The sequence below is a fragment of the Burkholderia sp. BE12 genome (assembly GCF_002959955.1).
Taxonomy (GTDB): domain Bacteria; phylum Pseudomonadota; class Gammaproteobacteria; order Burkholderiales; family Burkholderiaceae; genus Burkholderia.
Genome location: NZ_PREY01000022.1, coordinates 70507 through 88510, shown reverse-complemented (window position 1 = coordinate 88510; position 18004 = coordinate 70507). Strand labels below are relative to the sequence as shown.

14 protein-coding genes and 2 pseudogenes are annotated in these 18004 nt (G+C 67.6%); 7 read left to right on the top strand and 9 right to left on the bottom strand.

Features of this window, described 5'->3' with window-relative positions:
• Positions 1 to 69 precede the first annotated feature (69 nt).
• A complete protein-coding gene (locus C4B30_RS23610; RefSeq protein ID WP_027781564.1) occupies positions 70 to 858 on the bottom strand; it encodes an IclR family transcriptional regulator in 789 nt (262 codons plus the stop codon).
• 225 nt (positions 859 to 1083) lie between these two features.
• On the opposite strand from C4B30_RS23610, the gene pcaF reads away from it, so the two are divergent.
• Positions 1084 to 2286 carry a 3-oxoadipyl-CoA thiolase gene (gene pcaF / locus C4B30_RS23605; RefSeq protein ID WP_027781563.1) on the top strand — a complete coding sequence of 401 codons (1203 nt, stop codon included), beginning with the start codon at positions 1084 to 1086 and terminating at the stop codon, positions 2284 to 2286.
• A 116-nt stretch (positions 2287 to 2402) separates the two neighbouring features.
• Here the strand turns inward: pcaF and C4B30_RS23600 are convergent, their stop codons facing one another.
• Positions 2403 to 2963 (bottom strand): GNAT family N-acetyltransferase, encoded by a 561-nt coding sequence (locus tag C4B30_RS23600; RefSeq protein WP_034185244.1) that lies wholly within the window; start codon positions 2961 to 2963, stop codon positions 2403 to 2405.
• Positions 2960 to 3178 carry a hypothetical protein gene (locus C4B30_RS36325; protein ID WP_027781561.1) on the bottom strand — a complete coding sequence of 73 codons (219 nt, stop codon included), beginning with the start codon at positions 3176 to 3178 and terminating at the stop codon, positions 2960 to 2962. Before C4B30_RS36325 ends, C4B30_RS23600 begins: the two co-directional genes overlap by 4 nt.
• Positions 3179 to 3490: 312 nt before the next feature.
• On the opposite strand from C4B30_RS36325, the gene C4B30_RS23590 reads away from it, so the two are divergent.
• The gene (locus C4B30_RS23590) at positions 3491 to 5035 is read left to right on the top strand and encodes a methyl-accepting chemotaxis protein (RefSeq protein ID WP_027781560.1); all 1545 of its coding nucleotides are present in this window, start codon (positions 3491 to 3493) and stop codon (positions 5033 to 5035) included.
• 115 nt (positions 5036 to 5150) lie between these two features.
• On the opposite strand, the gene gabD is transcribed toward C4B30_RS23590, so the two are convergent.
• Together gabD and C4B30_RS23580 are read right to left on the bottom strand one after the other, a co-directional pair.
• A complete protein-coding gene (gene gabD / locus C4B30_RS23585) occupies positions 5151 to 6620 on the bottom strand; it encodes an NADP-dependent succinate-semialdehyde dehydrogenase (RefSeq protein ID WP_027781559.1) in 1470 nt (489 codons plus the stop codon).
• 90 nt (positions 6621 to 6710) lie between these two features.
• Positions 6711 to 7994 (bottom strand): 4-aminobutyrate--2-oxoglutarate transaminase, encoded by a 1284-nt coding sequence (locus tag C4B30_RS23580; RefSeq protein WP_027781558.1) that lies wholly within the window; start codon positions 7992 to 7994, stop codon positions 6711 to 6713.
• Positions 7995 to 8120: 126 nt separating this feature from the next.
• On the opposite strand from C4B30_RS23580, the gene pdxR reads away from it, so the two are divergent.
• Positions 8121 to 9629 carry a MocR-like pyridoxine biosynthesis transcription factor PdxR gene (pdxR, locus tag C4B30_RS23575; RefSeq protein ID WP_027781557.1) on the top strand — a complete coding sequence of 503 codons (1509 nt, stop codon included), beginning with the start codon at positions 8121 to 8123 and terminating at the stop codon, positions 9627 to 9629.
• Between the two features lie 73 nt (positions 9630 to 9702).
• On the opposite strand, the pseudogene C4B30_RS23570 reads toward pdxR, so the two are convergent.
• The 3 genes and pseudogenes from C4B30_RS23570 to C4B30_RS23560 form a co-directional block, all read right to left on the bottom strand.
• Positions 9703 to 11123 (bottom strand): annotated as a pseudogene (locus C4B30_RS23570) (YfcC family protein).
• A 29-nt stretch (positions 11124 to 11152) separates the two neighbouring features.
• Positions 11153 to 11926: an IclR family transcriptional regulator gene (locus C4B30_RS23565; protein WP_027781555.1), complete on the bottom strand. Its 774-nt coding sequence runs from the start codon at positions 11924 to 11926 to the stop codon at positions 11153 to 11155.
• Positions 11923 to 12822, bottom strand: a complete 900-nt coding sequence (locus C4B30_RS23560) for an N-formylglutamate amidohydrolase (protein ID WP_105133087.1) — start codon at positions 12820 to 12822, stop codon at positions 11923 to 11925. Before C4B30_RS23560 ends, C4B30_RS23565 begins: the two co-directional genes overlap by 4 nt.
• Before the next feature lie 349 nt (positions 12823 to 13171).
• Between C4B30_RS23560 and C4B30_RS23555 the strand changes: the two genes are divergently transcribed.
• Positions 13172 to 14275: a porin gene (locus C4B30_RS23555; RefSeq protein ID WP_199779083.1), complete on the top strand. Its 1104-nt coding sequence runs from the start codon at positions 13172 to 13174 to the stop codon at positions 14273 to 14275.
• A 36-nt stretch (positions 14276 to 14311) separates the two neighbouring features.
• Here the strand turns inward: C4B30_RS23555 and C4B30_RS23550 are convergent, their stop codons facing one another.
• Positions 14312 to 15148, bottom strand: a complete 837-nt coding sequence (locus C4B30_RS23550) for a DMT family transporter (protein ID WP_105133086.1) — start codon at positions 15146 to 15148, stop codon at positions 14312 to 14314.
• 128 nt (positions 15149 to 15276) lie between these two features.
• On the opposite strand from C4B30_RS23550, the gene selD reads away from it, so the two are divergent.
• The 3 genes and pseudogenes from selD to C4B30_RS23535 all read left to right on the top strand — a co-directional run bounded on the left by selD (position 15277) and on the right by C4B30_RS23535 (position 17813).
• Positions 15277 to 16341 carry a selenide, water dikinase SelD gene (gene selD / locus C4B30_RS23545; protein WP_105133097.1) on the top strand — a complete coding sequence of 355 codons (1065 nt, stop codon included), beginning with the start codon at positions 15277 to 15279 and terminating at the stop codon, positions 16339 to 16341.
• Positions 16342 to 16413: 72 nt separating this feature from the next.
• Positions 16414 to 16476, top strand: a pseudogene (locus C4B30_RS23540) (LysE family translocator); the annotation flags it as partial.
• 257 nt (positions 16477 to 16733) lie between these two features.
• Positions 16734 to 17813, top strand: coding sequence for a purine-nucleoside phosphorylase (locus tag C4B30_RS23535; RefSeq protein WP_105133085.1), 1080 nt, complete (start codon positions 16734 to 16736; stop codon positions 17811 to 17813).
• Positions 17814 to 18004 lie beyond the last annotated feature (191 nt).

Below are 18004 nucleotides of genomic sequence, written 5' to 3'. Positions count from 1 at the left end.
TTTTTATCCGTGCACTCCACGCGCTCCGCCCATCCCCCGTCTTGCCGGTCCGCCCGGCGAACCGATTGCTCAGCCGCGCCGCGCCACCAGTTCCGATACCGTCTGCGCGGCCTGCTGCAGCGGCCCGAGAAACTCCTTTACCATCTGCTTCGCGGTATGCCGCTGCGCGTTGCCGCTGATATTCATCGCGGCGATGATCTGCCCGCGCCGGTTGCGGATCGGCGCGGACAGCGACATCAGCCCCACTTCGAGTTCCTGGTCGACCACGGCCCAGCCCTGCTGGCGCGCCTGCGCGATCGCCGCCTTCAGCTCGCCGAGGTCGGTGATCGTGCGCGGCGTATGCGCCCGGATGCCGCTCTGCGCGAGCGTCTCGTCGAGCGCCGCGTCGTCGAGCGCGGACAGCAGCACGCGGCCCATCGACGTGCAGTACGCGGGCAGCCGGCTGCCGATCGACAGGTTGATCGTCATGATCTTGCGGGTCGGCACGCGCAGCACATAGACGATCTCGGTGCGGTCGAGCACCGCGGCCGAGCAGCTTTCGTGGATCTGCGCGGACAGTTGCTCCATCACCGGATCGGCGAGATTCCAGAACGGCATCGACGTCAGGTATGCGAAGCCGAGCTCGAGGATCTTCGGCGTGAGCCGGAACAGCCGGCCGTCGGCCTCGACGTAGCCGAGCGTCTGCAGCGTGAGCAGGATCCGGCGCGCGCCCGCGCGCGTGAGGCCGGTGGCCGACGCGACCTCGGTGAGCGTCTGCTCCGGGCGCGCCGCGTCGAATGCGCGGATCACCGCGAGGCCGCGCGCGAACGACTGCACATAGGAGTCGCCGGGTTTCGTCTGAATATCGTCGGTTGTCATGAGTGCCTGAAATATCGTGCAGCCGAGAAGATAGCGCATGGGACCCGACCCGCCAACCGCCGGGCGGACCGCGCTTGACAGGTCGTCCCTGCACTCCCTATGATGCGTTGAACGTTCGATACACGATCTTATGTTCGTATATAGAACATATAAGCGCATCCCGACGGGCAATGCAAGGGGCGCGCGCTGTTCACTTCCCAGCCTTTCACGGGAGCGGAGACACTGATGACCGAAGCTTTTCTGTGTGATGCGATCCGTACGCCGATCGGGCGTTACGGCGGTGCACTGTCCGGCGTGCGCGCCGATGATCTGGGCGCGGTGCCGCTCAAGGCGCTCGTCGAGCGCAACCGCGACGTCGACTGGACGGCGATCGACGACGTGATCTACGGCTGTGCGAACCAGGCCGGCGAGGACAACCGTAACGTCGCGCGCATGTCGCTGCTGCTCGCGGGCCTGCCGCAGGGCGTGCCGGGTTCGACGATCAACCGCCTGTGCGGCTCCGGAATGGATGCGGTCGGCGTGGCCGCGCGCGCGATCAAGTCGGGCGAAGCCGCGCTGATGGTGGCGGGCGGCGTCGAGAGCATGACGCGTGCGCCGTTCGTGATGGGCAAGGCCGCGAGCGCGTTCGCGCGCCAGGCCGACATCTACGATACGACGATCGGCTGGCGCTTCGTCAATCCGTTGATGAAGCAACTGCACGGTGTCGATTCGATGCCGGAGACGGCCGAGAACGTCGCGGTCGATTACAACGTCAGCCGAGCGGATCAGGACCTGTTCGCGCTGCGCAGCCAGCAGAAGGCCGCGCGGGCGCAGCAGGACGGCACGCTCGCCGAAGAAATCGTGTCGGTCACGATTGCGCAGAAGAAGGGCGATCCGGTGGTCGTGTCGCGCGACGAGCATCCGCGCGAGACGTCGCTCGAAGCGCTCGCGAAGCTGAAGGGCGTCGTGCGCCCGGACGGCTCGGTCACGGCCGGCAACGCGTCGGGCGTGAACGACGGCGCGGCCGCGCTGCTGTTGGCGAACGAGGAAACCGCGAAGCGCTTCGGCCTGACGCCGCGCGCCCGCGTGCTGGGGATCGCGACGGCCGGCGTCGCGCCGCGCGTGATGGGTATCGGCCCCGCGCCGGCCACGCAGAAGCTGCTCGCGCGGCTCGGGATGACGATCGACCAGTTCGACGTGATCGAGCTGAACGAAGCGTTCGCGTCGCAGGGCCTTGCGGTGCTGCGCATGCTCGGCGTCGCCGACGACGATCCGCGCGTGAACCCGAACGGCGGCGCGATCGCGCTCGGCCACCCGCTCGGCGCATCGGGTGCACGCCTCGTGACGACCGCGATGTACCAGTTGCATCGCACGAACGGCCGCTTCGCGCTGTGCACGATGTGCATCGGCGTCGGCCAGGGCATCGCGATCGCGATCGAACGCGTCTGAGCGCGCGATGCGGTGAAGCGGCCGGATACGTGCCGCTTTACCGCTGCGCTGATTCCGCCACGCAGGGCGGCACGAGGTATCTCGTGCCGCCCTGTGTCGTTAACCGGCCCGGGCCGTCAGCGCGTGGGCCCTTCGAGGTGAATGTCCTCGGGCTCGAGCGCATGAAGCTCGGGATCGGGCGCCGTGCTGACCGTGAAGCCGAGCCGCAGGTAGAAGTCGATCGTGCGCCGCGACGGCGTGGCCGACACGTACAGGCGCTCGGCGCCCATCGCGCGCGCCTGTGCGCGGGCCGCGCGATAGAGTTGTTCGCCGAGCCCGCAGCCGCGCCAGTCGTGGCTCACGTGCAGGAACTTCAGTTGCAGCATGTCGCGTTGCGGGCCGAGCGGCCGGCTATCGACGATCGCAGCCGCGACGAGCCGCGCGCCGTCGAACTTGCCGAGAAACCAGCCGCCGCGATCGTGGCAGTCGAGCAGGATCGGCGTGTAATGCTCGGCTTCGCCGTCGGGCCAGTCGGCCACGTCGTAGAACTCGGGCACGAGATGCAGCGCGCCGTCGCGCAGCACGTACAGGTGTTCGATGATTTCGCGCCGGTCGATGGTCCATACGAGGGGTACGTCGTCGCGGGCAAGCAGGCGGGCCGACAGCGCGTCGCGTTCGGCGGGGGTGCGGCGCGTCATGCGGCCACCCGGTGCGCGGCGATTGCCACCATCGGCGGCACGCGCGGCATGCCGTCGGGCAGCGCCATCGGGTGGCCGTCCAGTTCATGCTTTTCCGGGAACCGCGTGGCGCCGCCATTGGGGAAAAACGCGTGCTGATCGCCTTGATTGCGATCATGCGCGACCGTCGCCGTATTCCGGGACAGCCGATTCAGTTCATGCAATGCCTTTTTCATCGAATTCGAATTCCGGTGGAATGGAGCAGGATAGGCCAATCGTTTCGCCGCACGCAACGGATACGGACATCGTCGATGCCGCACGGCGTTTCATGACATGCGGATAAACGCGCGCGACGATTATCGCCGGATTATTTGATCGAAATCATGGTAATGGCCGGATTATCCGTTTTTATTCGCAATTGAATTAAGGTTTTCCGGTGAATTGCCGACAGCAAGGACGAGAATGTCGTAAAGCGATCCACCGTTTTTCGGCTACTGAGCGCGATTTCAGCGCGGCGCGGACGACAGATCCGCTTTTCGGAGCCTTGCATGCGCAACAACCAGCCCGTTACCCAACAGGAATTCGATTTTCCCGACGACGTCACGCTGATGTCGACGACCGATGCCGACAGCATCGTCACCTACGCGAACACGACGTTCGCACAGGTGAGCGGCTTCTCGAACGAGGAGCTCGTCAGCCAGCCGCACAACGTGGTGCGGCATCCGGACATGCCGAAGGAGGCGTTCGCCGACATGTGGGCGACCCTCAAGGGCGGCGAGCCGTGGGCCGCGCTCGTGAAGAACCGCCGCAAGAACGGCGACCACTACTGGGTGCGCGCGAACGCGATTCCGGTGATGCGCAACGGGCAGCCGAAGGGCTACATGTCGGTGCGCACGAAGGCGACGCGCGACGAGATCGCGGCCGCCGACGCGCTGTATCGCGATTTCCGTGAAGGCAAGGCCGGCAGCCGCGGGTTCCACAAGGGATTGATCGTCCGCACGGGCGCGATGCGCGTCGCGTCGCTGTTCCAGACGATGTCGGTGCGGGCCCGGGTGGCGTCGACGCTGTGCGTGCTGGCGCCGGCGGTCGTCGGCGCCGGCTGGGCGTGCGGGTTGACCGGCGGGGCGCTCGCGGCGTTTGCCGGGGCGGCGGTCGCCGTGACGGCCGGCGCCGGGCTGTGGCTCGACGCGCAGATCGTGCGGCCGCTCCGGCAGTTGCGCGACGAGGCGTTGCGCGTCGCGACCGGCGAAAGCCGGCGCGGCGTGCGGATGAACCGTGTCGACGAGATCGGCATGACGCTGCGCACGATCAACCAGCTCGGGCTGATGTTCCGCTGGCTCGTCGACGACGTCAGCGAACAGGTGCTGAACGTGCAGCGCGCGAGCAACGAGATCGCGCAGGGCAACAGCGACCTGAGCGCGCGCACCGAACAGGCCGCCTCGAGCGTGCAGCAAACGGCCGCATCGATGGCCGAGATGACGGCGACCGTATCGAGCAACGCGGAGACGGCGCTGCAGGCGAACCAGTTGTCCGTTTCCGCGAGCGAGGCGGCCGGGCGCGGCGGGCAGGCGGTGAACGAAGTCGTCGCGACGATGAACGACATCACCGACAGTTCGCGCAAGATCGCGGACATCATCGGCGTGATCGACGGCATTGCGTTCCAGACCAACATCCTCGCGCTGAATGCCGCGGTCGAGGCCGCGCGCGCAGGCGAGCAGGGGCGCGGCTTCGCGGTGGTGGCCGGCGAAGTGCGCGCGCTCGCGCAGCGCAGCGCGAACGCGGCGAAGGAAATCAAGACGCTGATCGGCGCGAGCGTCGAGCGTGTCGAATCGGGCGCGCGGATCGTCGACGGCGCGGGGAAGACGATGGAGGACATCGTCACGCAGGTGAAGCGCGTGTCGGATCTGATCGCCGAGATCAGCTCGTCGACGGCCGAGCAGAGCACGGGCGTGGAGCAGGTCGACCAGGCGGTCGTGCATCTGGACAACATCACGCAGCAGAACGCGGCGCTCGTCGAGCAGAGCACGGCGGCGTCGGAAAGTCTGAAGCAGCAGGCGACGCGGCTGGTGGATGCGGTGAACGTGTTTCGCTGATCGCGGGAAGAGAAGGTGACGCGGGCGCGACGGAGAGGGGGGCCGGCCCGCGTCGGGCCGCCCGGTTCCGGCCGGGCGGCCAAGGCCCGTCGCCGAAGCGGCAGGCCCTGAACCGTCAGACGGCGAGGCAGAGGTACTTGATCACGACGTAGTCGTCGATGCCGTAGTGCGAGCCCTCGCGGCCGAGGCCCGACTGCTTGACGCCGCCGAACGGCGCGACTTCGTTCGAGATCAGGCCCGTGTTCACGCCGACCATCCCGTATTCGAGCGCTTCGGCGACCTTCCACACGCGGCCGATGTCGCGGCTGTAGAAGTACGCGGCGAGGCCGAACTCGGTGTCGTTCGCGAGGCGGATCACCTCGTCGTCGCTGCCGAACTTGAACAGCGGTGCGAGCGGCCCGAACGTCTCTTCCTTCGCGACCTTCATCGCCGGCGTGACGCCGGTCAGCACGGTCGGCTCGAAGAAGCCGTGGCCGAGCGCGTGGCGCTTGCCGCCCGTCACGACGGTCGCGCCCTTCGCGAGCGCGTCCTCGATATGCGCCTCGACCTTCAGCACGGCCGCTTCGTTGATCAGCGGGCCTTGCGTCACGCCCGGCTCCGTGCCGCGGCCGACCTTCAACTGCCCGACGGCCGCCGCGAGCTTCTGCGCGAACTGGTCGTACACGGCTTCATGCACGTAGAAGCGGTTCGTGCACACGCACGTCTGGCCGCTGTTGCGGTACTTCGACGCGATCGCGCCCTGCACGGCCGCATCGAGATCGGCGTCGTCGAACACGATGAACGGCGCGTTGCCGCCGAGCTCCAGCGAGACTTTCTTGACCGTCGCCGCGCATTGCGCCATCAGCAGGCGGCCGACCGGCGTCGAGCCGGTGAACGACAGCTTGCGCACGATCGGGTTCGACGTCAGCTCGCCGCCGATCGCCTTCGGGTCGCCCGTGACGACGCTGAACACGCCGGCCGGCACGCCCGCGCGCTCGGCCAGCACGGCCATCGCGAGGGCGGAGAACGGCGTCGCCTCGGCCGGCTTCACGACGATCGGGCAGCCTGCCGCGAGCGCCGGGCCGACCTTGCGGGTGATCATCGCCGCCGGGAAGTTCCACGGCGTGATCGCCGCGCACACGCCGATCGCTTCCTTCGTCACGACGATGCGCTTGTCGCTCGCCGGCGTCGGGATCGTGTCGCCGTACACGCGCTTGCCTTCCTCCGCGAACCACTCGAGGAACGACGCCGCGTAGCCGATCTCGCCCTTCGCTTCGGCCAGCGACTTGCCCTGCTCGGTGGTGAGGATCAGCGCGAGGTCGTCGGCGTTTTCCATCATCAGGTCGTGCCACTTGCGCAGGACGACCGCGCGTTCCTTCGCGGTCTTCTTGCGCCACGCCGGCCATGCGGCATTCGCGGCGTCGATCGCGTGACGCGTTTCCGCCGCGCCCATCGCCGGCACGGTGCCGAGCAGGCCGCCCGTCGCCGGGTTGCGGACGTCGAACGTCTCGCCGTTCGTTGCGTGTTGCCATTCGCCGTTGACGTACGCCTGCTGGCGGAACAGCGACGGATCTTTCAGTGCCAGGGTTTCCTGAACCGTGCTCATATGAATCACCTGCTTCGAAAAGGACGGATGCAAACGGCCGCCGCCGTCTTCACGACGGCGGCGGCGCATTCAGTTGAGTTGGACGGGCACTCAGGCCGGCACGCCGACCGTTTCCTTCAGCACTTCCTCGAGGATCACGAGCGCTTCGTCGAACACGGCTTGCGGGATCGTCAGCGGGAACAGGAAGCGCACGACGTTCGAGTACACGCCGCACACGAGCAGCAGCAGGCCGCGTTCGAGCGCGCGCGTCTGCACACGCTTCGTGAATTCGGCATCCGGCTCGCCCGACCCCGGGTTCAGGAATTCGACCGCGATCATCGCGCCCGGGCCGCGCACGTCGGCGATCTGCGGCACGTCGGCCTGCAGCGCGTTCAGCTTCGCCTTCAGCACGTCGCCGAGCTGCGTCGCGCGCTCGCACAGTTTCTCTTCGTCGATGATCTCGAGCACCGCGTGCGCCGACGCGACGGCCAGCGGGTTGCCTGCGTAGGTGCCGCCGAGGCCGCCGGGTGCGGCCGCGTCCATCACGTCCGCACGGCCGACGACGCCCGACAGCGGCATGCCGCCCGCGAGGCTCTTCGCCATCGTGATCAGGTCGGCCAGCACGTCGTAGTGCTGCATCGCGAACAGCTTGCCGGTACGCGCGAAGCCCGTCTGCACTTCGTCGGCGATCAGCAGGATGCCGTGCTCGTTACAGATCTTGCGCAGCGCGCGCACGAATTCGGCCGGCGCCGGGTTGAAGCCGCCTTCGCCCTGGACCGGTTCGAAGATGATCGCGGCGACGCGCTTCGGATCGATGTCGGCCTTGAACAGCATTTCGATCGCCTTGATCGAGTCGGCGGTCGTCACGCCGTGCAGCGCGTTCGGGTACGGTGCGTGGAACACGTCGCCCGGGAACGGGCCGAAGTTCAGCTTGTACGGGGCGACCTTGCCGGTCAGCGCCATGCCCATCATCGTGCGGCCGTGGAAGCCGCCCGAGAACGCGATGACGCCCGGACGGCCGGTCGCCGCACGCGCGATCTTGATCGCGTTCTCGACGGCTTCCGCGCCGGTCGTGAAGAACGCGGTCTTCTTCGGGAAGTCGCCCGGCGCGCGTTCATTGATCTTTTCCGCCAGCTCGACGTACGACGCGTACGGGACGATCTGGTAAGCGGTGTGCGTGAAGCTGTTCAGTTGATCCGCGATCGCCTTGACGATCTTCGGGTGGCGGTGGCCCGTGTTCAGCACCGCGATGCCGGCGGCGAAATCGATGAAGCGGCGGCCTTCGACATCCCACAGCTCCGCGTTCTCGGCGCGGGCTGCGTAGAAATCGCACATCACGCCGACGCCGCGCGGGGTGGCGGCGTTCTTGCGGGCCTGCAGGTCGGCATTCTTCACGGTCATCTCCTTGATATTCGGTCCGGTCAGTAGAAAATCGGGCGCCTTGGCGGCCCATGGAGGCGACTATAATCACATTTGGCTCTGGCAATCAGAGCCATTTCAATAAATATTCAGGAGCCAATCATGCGCGCGAGCATGTTGTCGGACTGGCTGGCGCAGCGCCTCGTGCGCGGCGGCGAACAGCCGATCTACCGGCAGCTTCACCGGCTGCTGCAACAGGCGATCCTGTCGCGCGAACTGCCGGCCGGCACGCGCGTGCCGTCGTCGCGGCTGCTGGCCGCCGAGCTCGGGATCGCGCGCAACACGGTCACGCAGGTATACGAACAGCTTGCGCTCGAAGGCTATGTGCACTCGGCGACGGGCCGCGGCACGTTCGTCGCCGACAGTGCGCCGGACGAGATCGTCGGCGCGCCGCCCGACGCGGCGGCCGGGCCGGCCGTCGTGATGCCGTCCGTGCGGCGCCTGTCCGCGCGCGGCACGCGGCTCGTCGAGGGCGCCGGCGTGTCGAAGCGCCAGGGCGGCGCATTCATGCCGGGCGTGCCCGATGTGTCGCGATTTCCGGCGCGCGTGTGGACGCGGCTGCACAACAAGTACTGGCGGCGCCTGCGTCCGGATCTGCTGACCTATGCGCCGGGCGGCGGGCTCGCGCTGCTGCGCGAGGCGCTGGCCGACTATCTGCGCACGGCGCGCTCGGTGCGCTGCACGCCCGAGCAGATCGTGATCACGACCGGCATCCACCAGTCGATCGACCTCGCGGTGCGGTTGCTGACCGACCCGGGCGACGCGATCTGGACCGAGGATCCGTGCTACTGGGGCGTGCGCAGCGTGTTGAACGTGTCGGGGCTGACCACGCGGCCGATTCCGGTCGACGACGAAGGCATCGCGCCGTCGGCCGCCGATCTCGCCGAGCCGCCGAAACTGATGCTCGTCACGCCGTCGCATCAGTATCCGCTCGGGATGGTGATGAGCCTCGCGCGCCGCCGGATGTTGCTCGAATACGCGCGCCAGCACGGCTGCTGGATCATCGAGGACGACTACGACAGCGAATTCCGCTACGGCAGCCGGCCGCTTGCGTCGCTGCAGGGCCTCGACACGGCCGGGCAGGTGATCTACGTCGGGAGTTTCGGCAAGACGCTGTTCCCCGGGCTGCGGGTCGGCTATCTGGTCGCGCCGGAGCCGCTCGCGGAGAGTTTCGCGACCGCGAGCGCCGAGTTGTATCGCGAAGGCCAGCTGCTGCAGCAGGCCGTGCTCGCCGAATTCATCGCGGAAGGGCACTTCGTGTCGCATATCCGCAAGATGCGCACGCTGTACGGGCAACGCCGCGAGGTGCTGCTCGAGGCGGTCGCGCGCCGCTACGGCGATACGCTGCACGCGCTCGGCAGCGACGCGGGGCTGCATCTCGTCACGCAGTTGCCGGAGGGCGTCGACGATCGCGCGGTCGCGCAGGCCGCACTCGAACGCAACATCGTCGTGCGGCCGTTGTCCGGGTATTACGCCGACCGCTCGCGGGCTGCATCGGGGTTGCTGCTCGGCTATGCGTGCGTGCCGGAAGACGAGATCGCGACCGCGTTCGCGACGCTCGCGGAGGCGATCGACGAGCGGGCGTTCGGCGGGGCCGTGGCGCTGGCTTGAACGTCGCATCCGGCGACGGCAGCGCGTTGCGATGCGCGCCGTCGAGTTCGTGCGTCTCGCTGTACCGTGAATCTCAATACCCGATCCACACCGCGAACGTCAGTACGACACACGACAGCGCGAGCAGGATCGCGAACAGCGGCAGCACGAAGCGGATCCACGCGCCGAAATCGACGCGCGCGGTCGCGAGATACGCGAGCAGCATCCCGGACGTCGGCGTGACGAGGTTCGTCAGCCCGCCGCCAAGCACGAACGCGAGCACCGAGGTCTGGCCGCTCACGCCGGAGAGCTGCGCGATCGGCCCGATGATCGGCATGCTGACCGCGGCCTTGCCCGATACCGACGGAATGAACACGTCGAGCACCATCTGCACGCCCATCAGCCCGTTCGCGACCCATACCGGCGACTGCCCGTCCGCGAGCCGCGTGAAGAAATGGATCAGCGTGTCGAGCACGAGGCTGTTCTGCAGCAGCAGTTCGACGGAAGCTGCGAGCCCCATCAGCAGCGCGGCCAGCATCATGTTCTTCATCCCGTCGACGAATGCATCGGCCGCGCTGCGCGAATCGAGCCGGCCGCGGCGAATACGGCCAGCGTGGCCTTGTGCCGCAGCGACAGTTTCGCGGCCGTGCGCGCGGTGTCGCCGGACGCGGTTTGGCCGGCCCGGTAACCGGTGTTCCGCACGTAGCGCAGCAGGTACAGGATGCCGATTGTCAGGAATACGACGAAGACGGCCGCGCGCAGCGCGACGCCGCTGAACAGCGGCACGCCGACGAGCGGCTGCGCGACGGCCAGCGCGAGCGGGTTCGTGACCGACGCGATATAGCCGATCTTCGCGGCGATCGCGACGAGCGCGACCGCGAACAGGTCCGACAGGCCGAGGCGCCGCGCGATCACGACGACCATCGGAATGATCACGAGGTATTCGGAGATGAAGCCGAGCAGCGTGCTGCCGAGCCCGATCAGGATCATCAGCATCGGCGTCAGCAGGTACGCGTTGTTGCCGGTGAGCTGCAGCAGACGGTCGATGCCGGCGTCGACCACGCCCGTGCGGCGCATCACGCCGAACATTCCGCCGACGAACATCACCATCACGATCAGCGGCGCATTCTTCAGCAGGCCTTCCGGCACCGCGACGAACGCGGACACGAGGCTCGCCGGCAGCGCATGCGCGGCGGTGCTGTGGCTGACGGCCGGCGCGACGAGCGTCGCGAGCGCGGTCGTCTTCGGCACCACCTGATAGGTGCCCGGCACCACGAGCCGGCCGTTGCGCGCGAAGTGGCCGGAGTCGACGACCCACGTGAGCGCGATCGCGGCGGCCAGCACCCACAGCATCATCACGACGGGATGCAGCATCTTGCCGTGCGGATGCGGCGCATGAGCGGCGGACGCGACCGGAGCGCCGGCCGCCGGATCACCGGCCGCCGGAGCGCCGGCCGCGAGTGCGTGGGTGTCGGCGCCGTGCGCGCCGGCCGGGTTGGGGGAAGAGGCGGACATCGGATTCTCGTCGGTGAGGGAGCGGGCCGTCAGGCCGGTTGCAGCGCGGCGCGCGCCGGGACGTAGCCGAGTTCGGCGGAAATGGCGTGGCTGCACGCCTGCAGACGTTCGAGATAGTCGGGAATGTCGGCATGGCTGATGCGCACTTCCGGCCCCGTCACGCTGACCGATGCGACCGTCGCGCCCGTCAGGTCGCGCACCGGCACCGCGATCCCGACCGCGCCGGGCGTCACCTCGCCGCTGCTCACCGCGTAGCCCTTGCGCGCGACCGCGTCGAGTTCGCCCGCGAGTTTCGGCGGCGCGTCGGCCTGCCCGCTTCTGCGCAGCTGCGCGAGATATTCGTCGCGCACCGCGTCGGGCGCGAACGCGAGCAGCACCTTGCCCGATGCGCCGAAATTGATCGGCCGGCGGTTGCCGACCGCGCCGACGGTGCGCACCGCATGCGTCGTTTCGCAACGCGCGACGCACACCGATTCGAGCCCTTCGCGCACGCGCAGCACGACGGTTTCGTTGATCGCCTGATTGAGCGCCAGCATGTGCCGATGCGCGGCGCGCACCAGTGCGTTCTGCTGCGACGCGGCCACGCCGATCACGAACGCCTGCGGGCCGAGCGCGTAGGTGGACATGCGCGGGTCCTGCACGACGAAGCGGTGCAGCTCGAGCGTGCACAGCATCCGGTACGTGCGCGACTTGTTGATGCCGAGTTGCGATGCCAGCTCGGTCACGCCGAGGTTCGGATGCTCGGCCACGTAGGTCAGCAGCTTCAGCGCGCTGTCGACGGCGTCGACGATGTAGGTCGTCATGCGGGGTCTCCCGGCGAGGCAAGGTGCGCGCGAACGTAGCCGGCGAGCGCGTCGAGGTACGCGTCGACCGAGCGTTTCAGCGCGGCGAAGCCCGCGTGTTTCGCGAACGCTGCTTCGTCCATGTACAGCGCGCGGTTGAATTCGATCTGGATGCTGTGGCGCTGCCGCGCCGGATCGGCGAGCGCGGTCAGCAGGTCGCCGCCCTGGTATGGGTCGTTCACCTGCACGCGATAGCCGGCCTCGGCGAACCACCGTGCCGTCCACGCGGTGAAGGCCGGGTCGGCTGTCGTGCCGCGCCGGTCGCTGATCACGACGTCCGGCCGCAATGCGCCCGCGTCGACATTCATCGCGTTGCCGCGCGATTTCATCGAGTGGCAATCGATGTGCCACAGCGCGCGATGCGCGGCGTGCAGCGGCTCGCCGATGCACGCGAGCGCGCGGCGGTACGGCCGGTAGTACGCATCGATCCGGTGCCGCACTTCCGCGAGCGACAGCTTGCGGTCATACAGCGGTACGCCGGGCAGCGCGTCGCGCCGGATCAGCCCCATCCCGCGCTGCGTGTACGGCTGCGGCGCAAGCGGCTCGGGCCATGGTTCGGCGAGCAGTGCCGCGTCGATGTCGGCTTCAGCGCGGTTCGGATCGATGTATGTACGCGGAAACGTCGCGCCGAGCAGCGTCGCGCCGCACGCGGGGGCGCCGCCCCACAGTTCGTCGACGTACGCGTCCCACGTCGTGCGGATCGCGTCGTCCGGCGCGACCGTGGAGAAGTCGGGCGGATACGCGATGCCGCTGTGCGGCGAATCGACGACGATCGGCAGCGCCGGCGCCGTTGGCAGCGCGACGCGATACGCGGGCGATTCGCCGGCAGCAGCGGTGTTGCAATTAAACGTCAGCATGGGGATCGGGTTCTTTACCTAGTTTCTCGCGGCATTCGGGCAGCGTGTTTTATTTATTAAAACAGCGTATCAATATTTCACAACGGCAGAAAATTGCGGTCAAGGGCTTTTTTCGGCGCGGGAGTTACGGCTCCTGACTCGCCCGAAAAGCCCGTCCACATTGACGTTGTTTCATTGCTTGAAACGCAGGGCACACACGATCGTATCGACGCCTGTCGGCGTTTTTTGGTGCGGCTTGACGCTTCAAATCCCCAAATCCCACAATTAATAAGACGATGTTTTATTCAATAAAACACGTTGCGAGAGAAATAAATCACGCTCGATATTCAATGGACAAAAGGGGTCGGAGATGAAGCGGAAAGAGATGACGATGGCGCTGGCAGGCGTTGCAATGGCAGCGGGCGTCCCGCTCGTGCATGCGCAGTCGAGCGTGACGCTGTATGGCGTCGTCGATGCGGGGATCACGTACACGAACAACCAGAACGGGCATGCCGCGTGGCAGGCGACCGGCGGCAACGAACAGGGCACGCGCTGGGGGCTGCTCGGCAAGGAGGATCTCGGCGGCGGCACGCGCGCGGTGTTCCGGCTGGAGAACGGCTTCAATCTCGAGACCGGTGCCGCGAGCCAGGGCGGGCGGCTGTTCGGGCGTCGCGCATACGTGGGGCTGGAAAACGACCGCTGGGGCACGCTGACGATGGGGCGCCAGTACAACGCGGCGCAGGAAATCCTGGAGCCGCTGCAGATCGGCGCGACCACCGCGCTCACTCAGTACGCACTGCATCCGTTCGACACCGACGACCTGAACAACACGTTCCGCACCAACAACGCGGTGCAGTATCAGACGCCCACCTGGTACGGTCTGCGCGCGGTGGGCCTGTACGGTTTCTCGAATTCGACGTCGTTCGCGGAAAATCGCGTGTGGAGCATTGGCGCGAGCTACGAGAACGGGCCGCTGCAACTCGGCGCGGCATATGTGCGCGTCGATCATCCGGCGCTCGACACGAGCGGTGCGGCGGCATCCGACAACTACTACACGTTCATCAAGGGCGTGGCGCGCCAGCAAATCTGGGGCGCGGGCGGCGCGTACGCGTGGGGCGCCGCGACGTTCGGGCTGCTGTACACGAGCTCGCTGTTCAACCTGCAGACGGGCGGAGCGATGCGCTTCAACAACTACGAGGGCAGCGTGCGCTACCTGATGACGCCCGCGCTGCAGTTCGCGTTGGGCGAAACCTACACGCAGGTGCTCGCGTCGCAGGGGCCGAAGCCGAACTCGCACTATCTGCAGACGAGTATCGGTGTGCAGTACTTCCTGTCGAAGCGCACCGACGTTTATGTGAATGCGTTCTACCAGCGCGCGTCGTCGAACGCGGTGGCCGCGATCGAAGGGATCTCGAATCCGTCGAGCACGCGCACGCAGATCGTTGCCGTGACGGGCATTCGCCACAAGTTCTGACGCCGGCGCGCGACGCCGCGGGCGCGCCGGTTCTGCTCAAAGGCGAATCAGTGCCGCGCCCGCCACCACCAGCGCGCACGCGGCGAGCCGCTGCGGGCCCGGCCGCTCGCGCATCACGACCCAGCCGATCGCGACCGCGAAGATCGAGCTGGTCTCGCGCAGCGCCGACACGGTCGCGACCGGCAGATGCCGGTACGCGAGGATCACGATCCCGTACGCGGCGAGCGAGATCGTGCCGGCGATCGCGCCCTGCGTGAGCGCGGTGCGCGAGCCGAGCACCGCGCGCGGGCCGCCGCGCCACGCACAGACCAGCACGAGCTGCGGCACGCTCCACAGCAGGTACACCCACGCGATGTAGCCGAGCGCGCTGCCGGACACGCGCGAGCCGATCCCGTCGCAGATCGAATACGCGGCGATGAACACGCCCGTGAGCAGCGCATACGGCACGCCTTCGCCGGAGAACCGCAAGCCGCGCCGCAGCGCGAGCGACATGATGCCGAACGACACGAGCGCGATGCCCGCGAAGCCGAACGGCGTCGGTCGCTCGTGCAGCATCGCGAACGCGAGTACCGAAACGAGCAGTGGCGAGATTCCGCGCGCGATCGGATAGATCTGCCCGAATTCGCCGCTGCGGTACGCGCGCGCCAGCGTGAAGCAGTACGCGACCTCGAGTACGGCCGACGCGGCGACGTACGGCCATGCGGCGGGCGCCGGCGCGGGCAGCAGCACGGCGCCGGCGATGCCGAACGCGAGATACGGCAGCGCCATCGTGCCGAGTTGCACCAGCCGGTCCTCGCTGACGTGGAGGAACGCGTTCCAGATCGCGTGCAGGAGAGCGGAGCACAGCACGAGGGCGATGAAGAGGTGATCCATCGATCAATGAAGGTGCGAGCGAGAGCGGGAGCGGGCAAGGGCCGTCAATTATGTGGGTATCGGGCGCGTTCGCGCGGAATTGTCGATAATGGAGCGTTGTTATTCACCGTATTCACCGGATGCCGACGATGACCGAAGCCACCCTCACCCCGCCTGCCGTTCCGCGCCTCACGAGCCTCTCGCACGGGGGCGGCTGCGGCTGCAAGATCGCGCCGGGCGTGCTGTCCGAGCTGCTCAAGCGCGCGACGCCGCCCGCGCTGTTCCCGGACCTGCTGGTCGGCACCGAGACGTCCGACGACGCGGCCGTCTACCGGCTCAACGACGAGCAGGCGATCGTCGCGACCACCGATTTCTTCATGCCGATCGTCGACGATCCGTTCGACTTCGGCCGCATCGCGGCGACCAATGCGCTGTCCGACGTCTACGCGATGGGCGGCAAGCCGATCCTCGCGCTTGCGCTGGTTGGCATGCCGATCAACGTGCTGCCGCACGAGACGATCGCTGCCGTGCTGCGCGGCGGCGAATCGGTGTGCGCGGATGCCGGCATTCCGGTCGCGGGCGGCCATTCGATCGATTCGGTCGAGCCGATCTACGGGCTCGCGGCGATCGGCGTCGTGCATCCGTCGCGCGTGAAGCGCAACGCGGCCGCGCGCGCGGGCGACGTGCTCGTGCTCGGCAAGCCGCTCGGCGTCGGCGTGCTGTCGGCCGCGCTGAAGAAGAAGCAGCTCGACGCCGACGGTTACGCGCAAATGGTCGCGACGACCACCAAGCTGAACCGGCCGGGCGCCGAGCTCGCCGCGCTGCCGGGCGTGCATGCGCTGACCGACGTCACGGGTTTCGGGCTGCTCGGCCATACGCTCGAACTGGCGCGCGGCGCGCAGCTCACCGCGCGCGTGCACTATGCGTCGCTGCCGTGGCTCGCGGGCGTCGAGACGTTCGTTGCCGACGGCGTGTTCACCGGTGCGTCGGGCCGAAACTGGGCCGCGTACGGCACCGACGTGCGGCTCGCCGACGGGCTGCCGCCCGTCGCGCAGGCGCTGCTGACCGATCCGCAGACGTCGGGCGGGCTGCTGGTGGCGTGCGCGCCGGAAGCGGTCGACGACGTGCTCGCCTGCTTCCGTGCCGACGGTTTCGACCGCGCGGCCGTGATCGGCGAGATGGTGGGCGGGCCTTCACGCGTCGACGTCGCTTGACGCGGGTTTTCTCGTGCTGGAGTGCCGTCGGTCGATAGAATCGATGCCTTCCGTTGAAGGCATCGACGACCGATGAACGACTTCCTGTTCGGGCTGATGATCGCGCTGTCGGTCGGGCCCATTGCGCTGATGATCGGCGTTGCGGCGTTGATGCGCGTGTAGCGCGGCGAGAAGCAGCCGACGTCGCACGTGGCGGCGAACCCGATAGCATTCCTGATGTTCGCAACACGGCGACGAATGCGTGATTTTCCGTCACGCAACACGCATCCGTTCGCACGAAACACCGCCAGTCGTTTCGTAGTCGGGTTCCGCACCGCGCACGCCCGTTCTATACTCGTCGCGCAGTCTCCGACAGCCGTTCTCATCCAACATCACCGAAACAAGGAACGCCGATGCTGACTCGCTCCATTCTTTCCGTCGCCGCATTCTCGCTGGCCGCCTGTGCGACCGCGCCGTCGATCGCGCAGGACAACCCGGGCAACGATGCAGGCAACGCGGCATTCGCCGAGACCGGCTCGCATGGCCGCCCGGTCAAGGTCATGATCATCACGATGTTCGGGCCGGAGGGCCAGGCGTGGCTCGACCGGCTCGGCCCGTGGCGCGACATCACCGTGCCGGGCCTGTCGCCCGACTATCCGGCCGTCCACTGCAACAAGCAGGACGTGTGCGTGGTCACGACCGGCATGGGCTATGCGAACGCGTCGGCGACGATCATGGCGCTCACGTTCTCGCAACGCTTCGATCTGCGCCGCACGTATTTCCTGGTCTCGGGCATCGCGGGCGTCGACCCCGCGCAAGGCACGGTCGGATCGGCCGCGTGGTCGAAATACCTCGTCGATTTCAGCCTGCAGTGGGAGCTCGATGCGCGCGAGATTCCGGCAGGCTGGAACACCGGCTATCTCGGCATCAATACGAAGAGTCCGAACGACAAGCCGCCGCTCGACTATCGTACCGAAGTGTTCCAGCTCAACCCGCAACTGACCGACGCCGCCTACGCGCTGTCGCGCAACGTCGTGCTGGCGGACAGCGCACAGGCGCAGGCGGCGCGTGCGAAGTTCACGTATGCGCCGGCAAACCGGCCGCCGACGGTGATCCAGTGCGACACGTCATCGGGCAATACGTGGTTCTCGGGCACGCTGATCGGCGAGCGCGCACGCCAGTGGACCAAGATCCTGACGGACGGCAAGGGCACCTACTGCATGACCGCGCAGGAAGACAACGCGACGTACGAAGCGCTCAAGCGCGCGGCGAGCGTGAAACGGGTCGACCTGTCGCGCGTTGCCGTGCTGCGCACGGGGTCCGATTTCGACCGGCCGTACGCGGGGCAGACGAGCGCCGACAACCTGCTGAACTACGCGGATCAGGGCGGCTTCGCGCCGGCGACCGAAAACCTGTACCGCGCGGGCAATCCGCTGGTGCAGGACATCGTCACGCACTGGGGCGAATGGCGCGACGGGGTGCCGCGCCGTTGATCGCCGGACGATGATTCAGCCGGCGGTCAATGGTCAATGCACGTGCGAGGCCGAACGGAACGGCGTCCACACCGGCGTGGTGTCGTCCCAGTGATCGAGCGGCGAAGGAAGTGGGTCGTTCATCATGTGCTCCTGCAACTAACTGACTCAGCAAGTCGTCGATGAGGTGATTCGAGACGCCGCGCACGGGG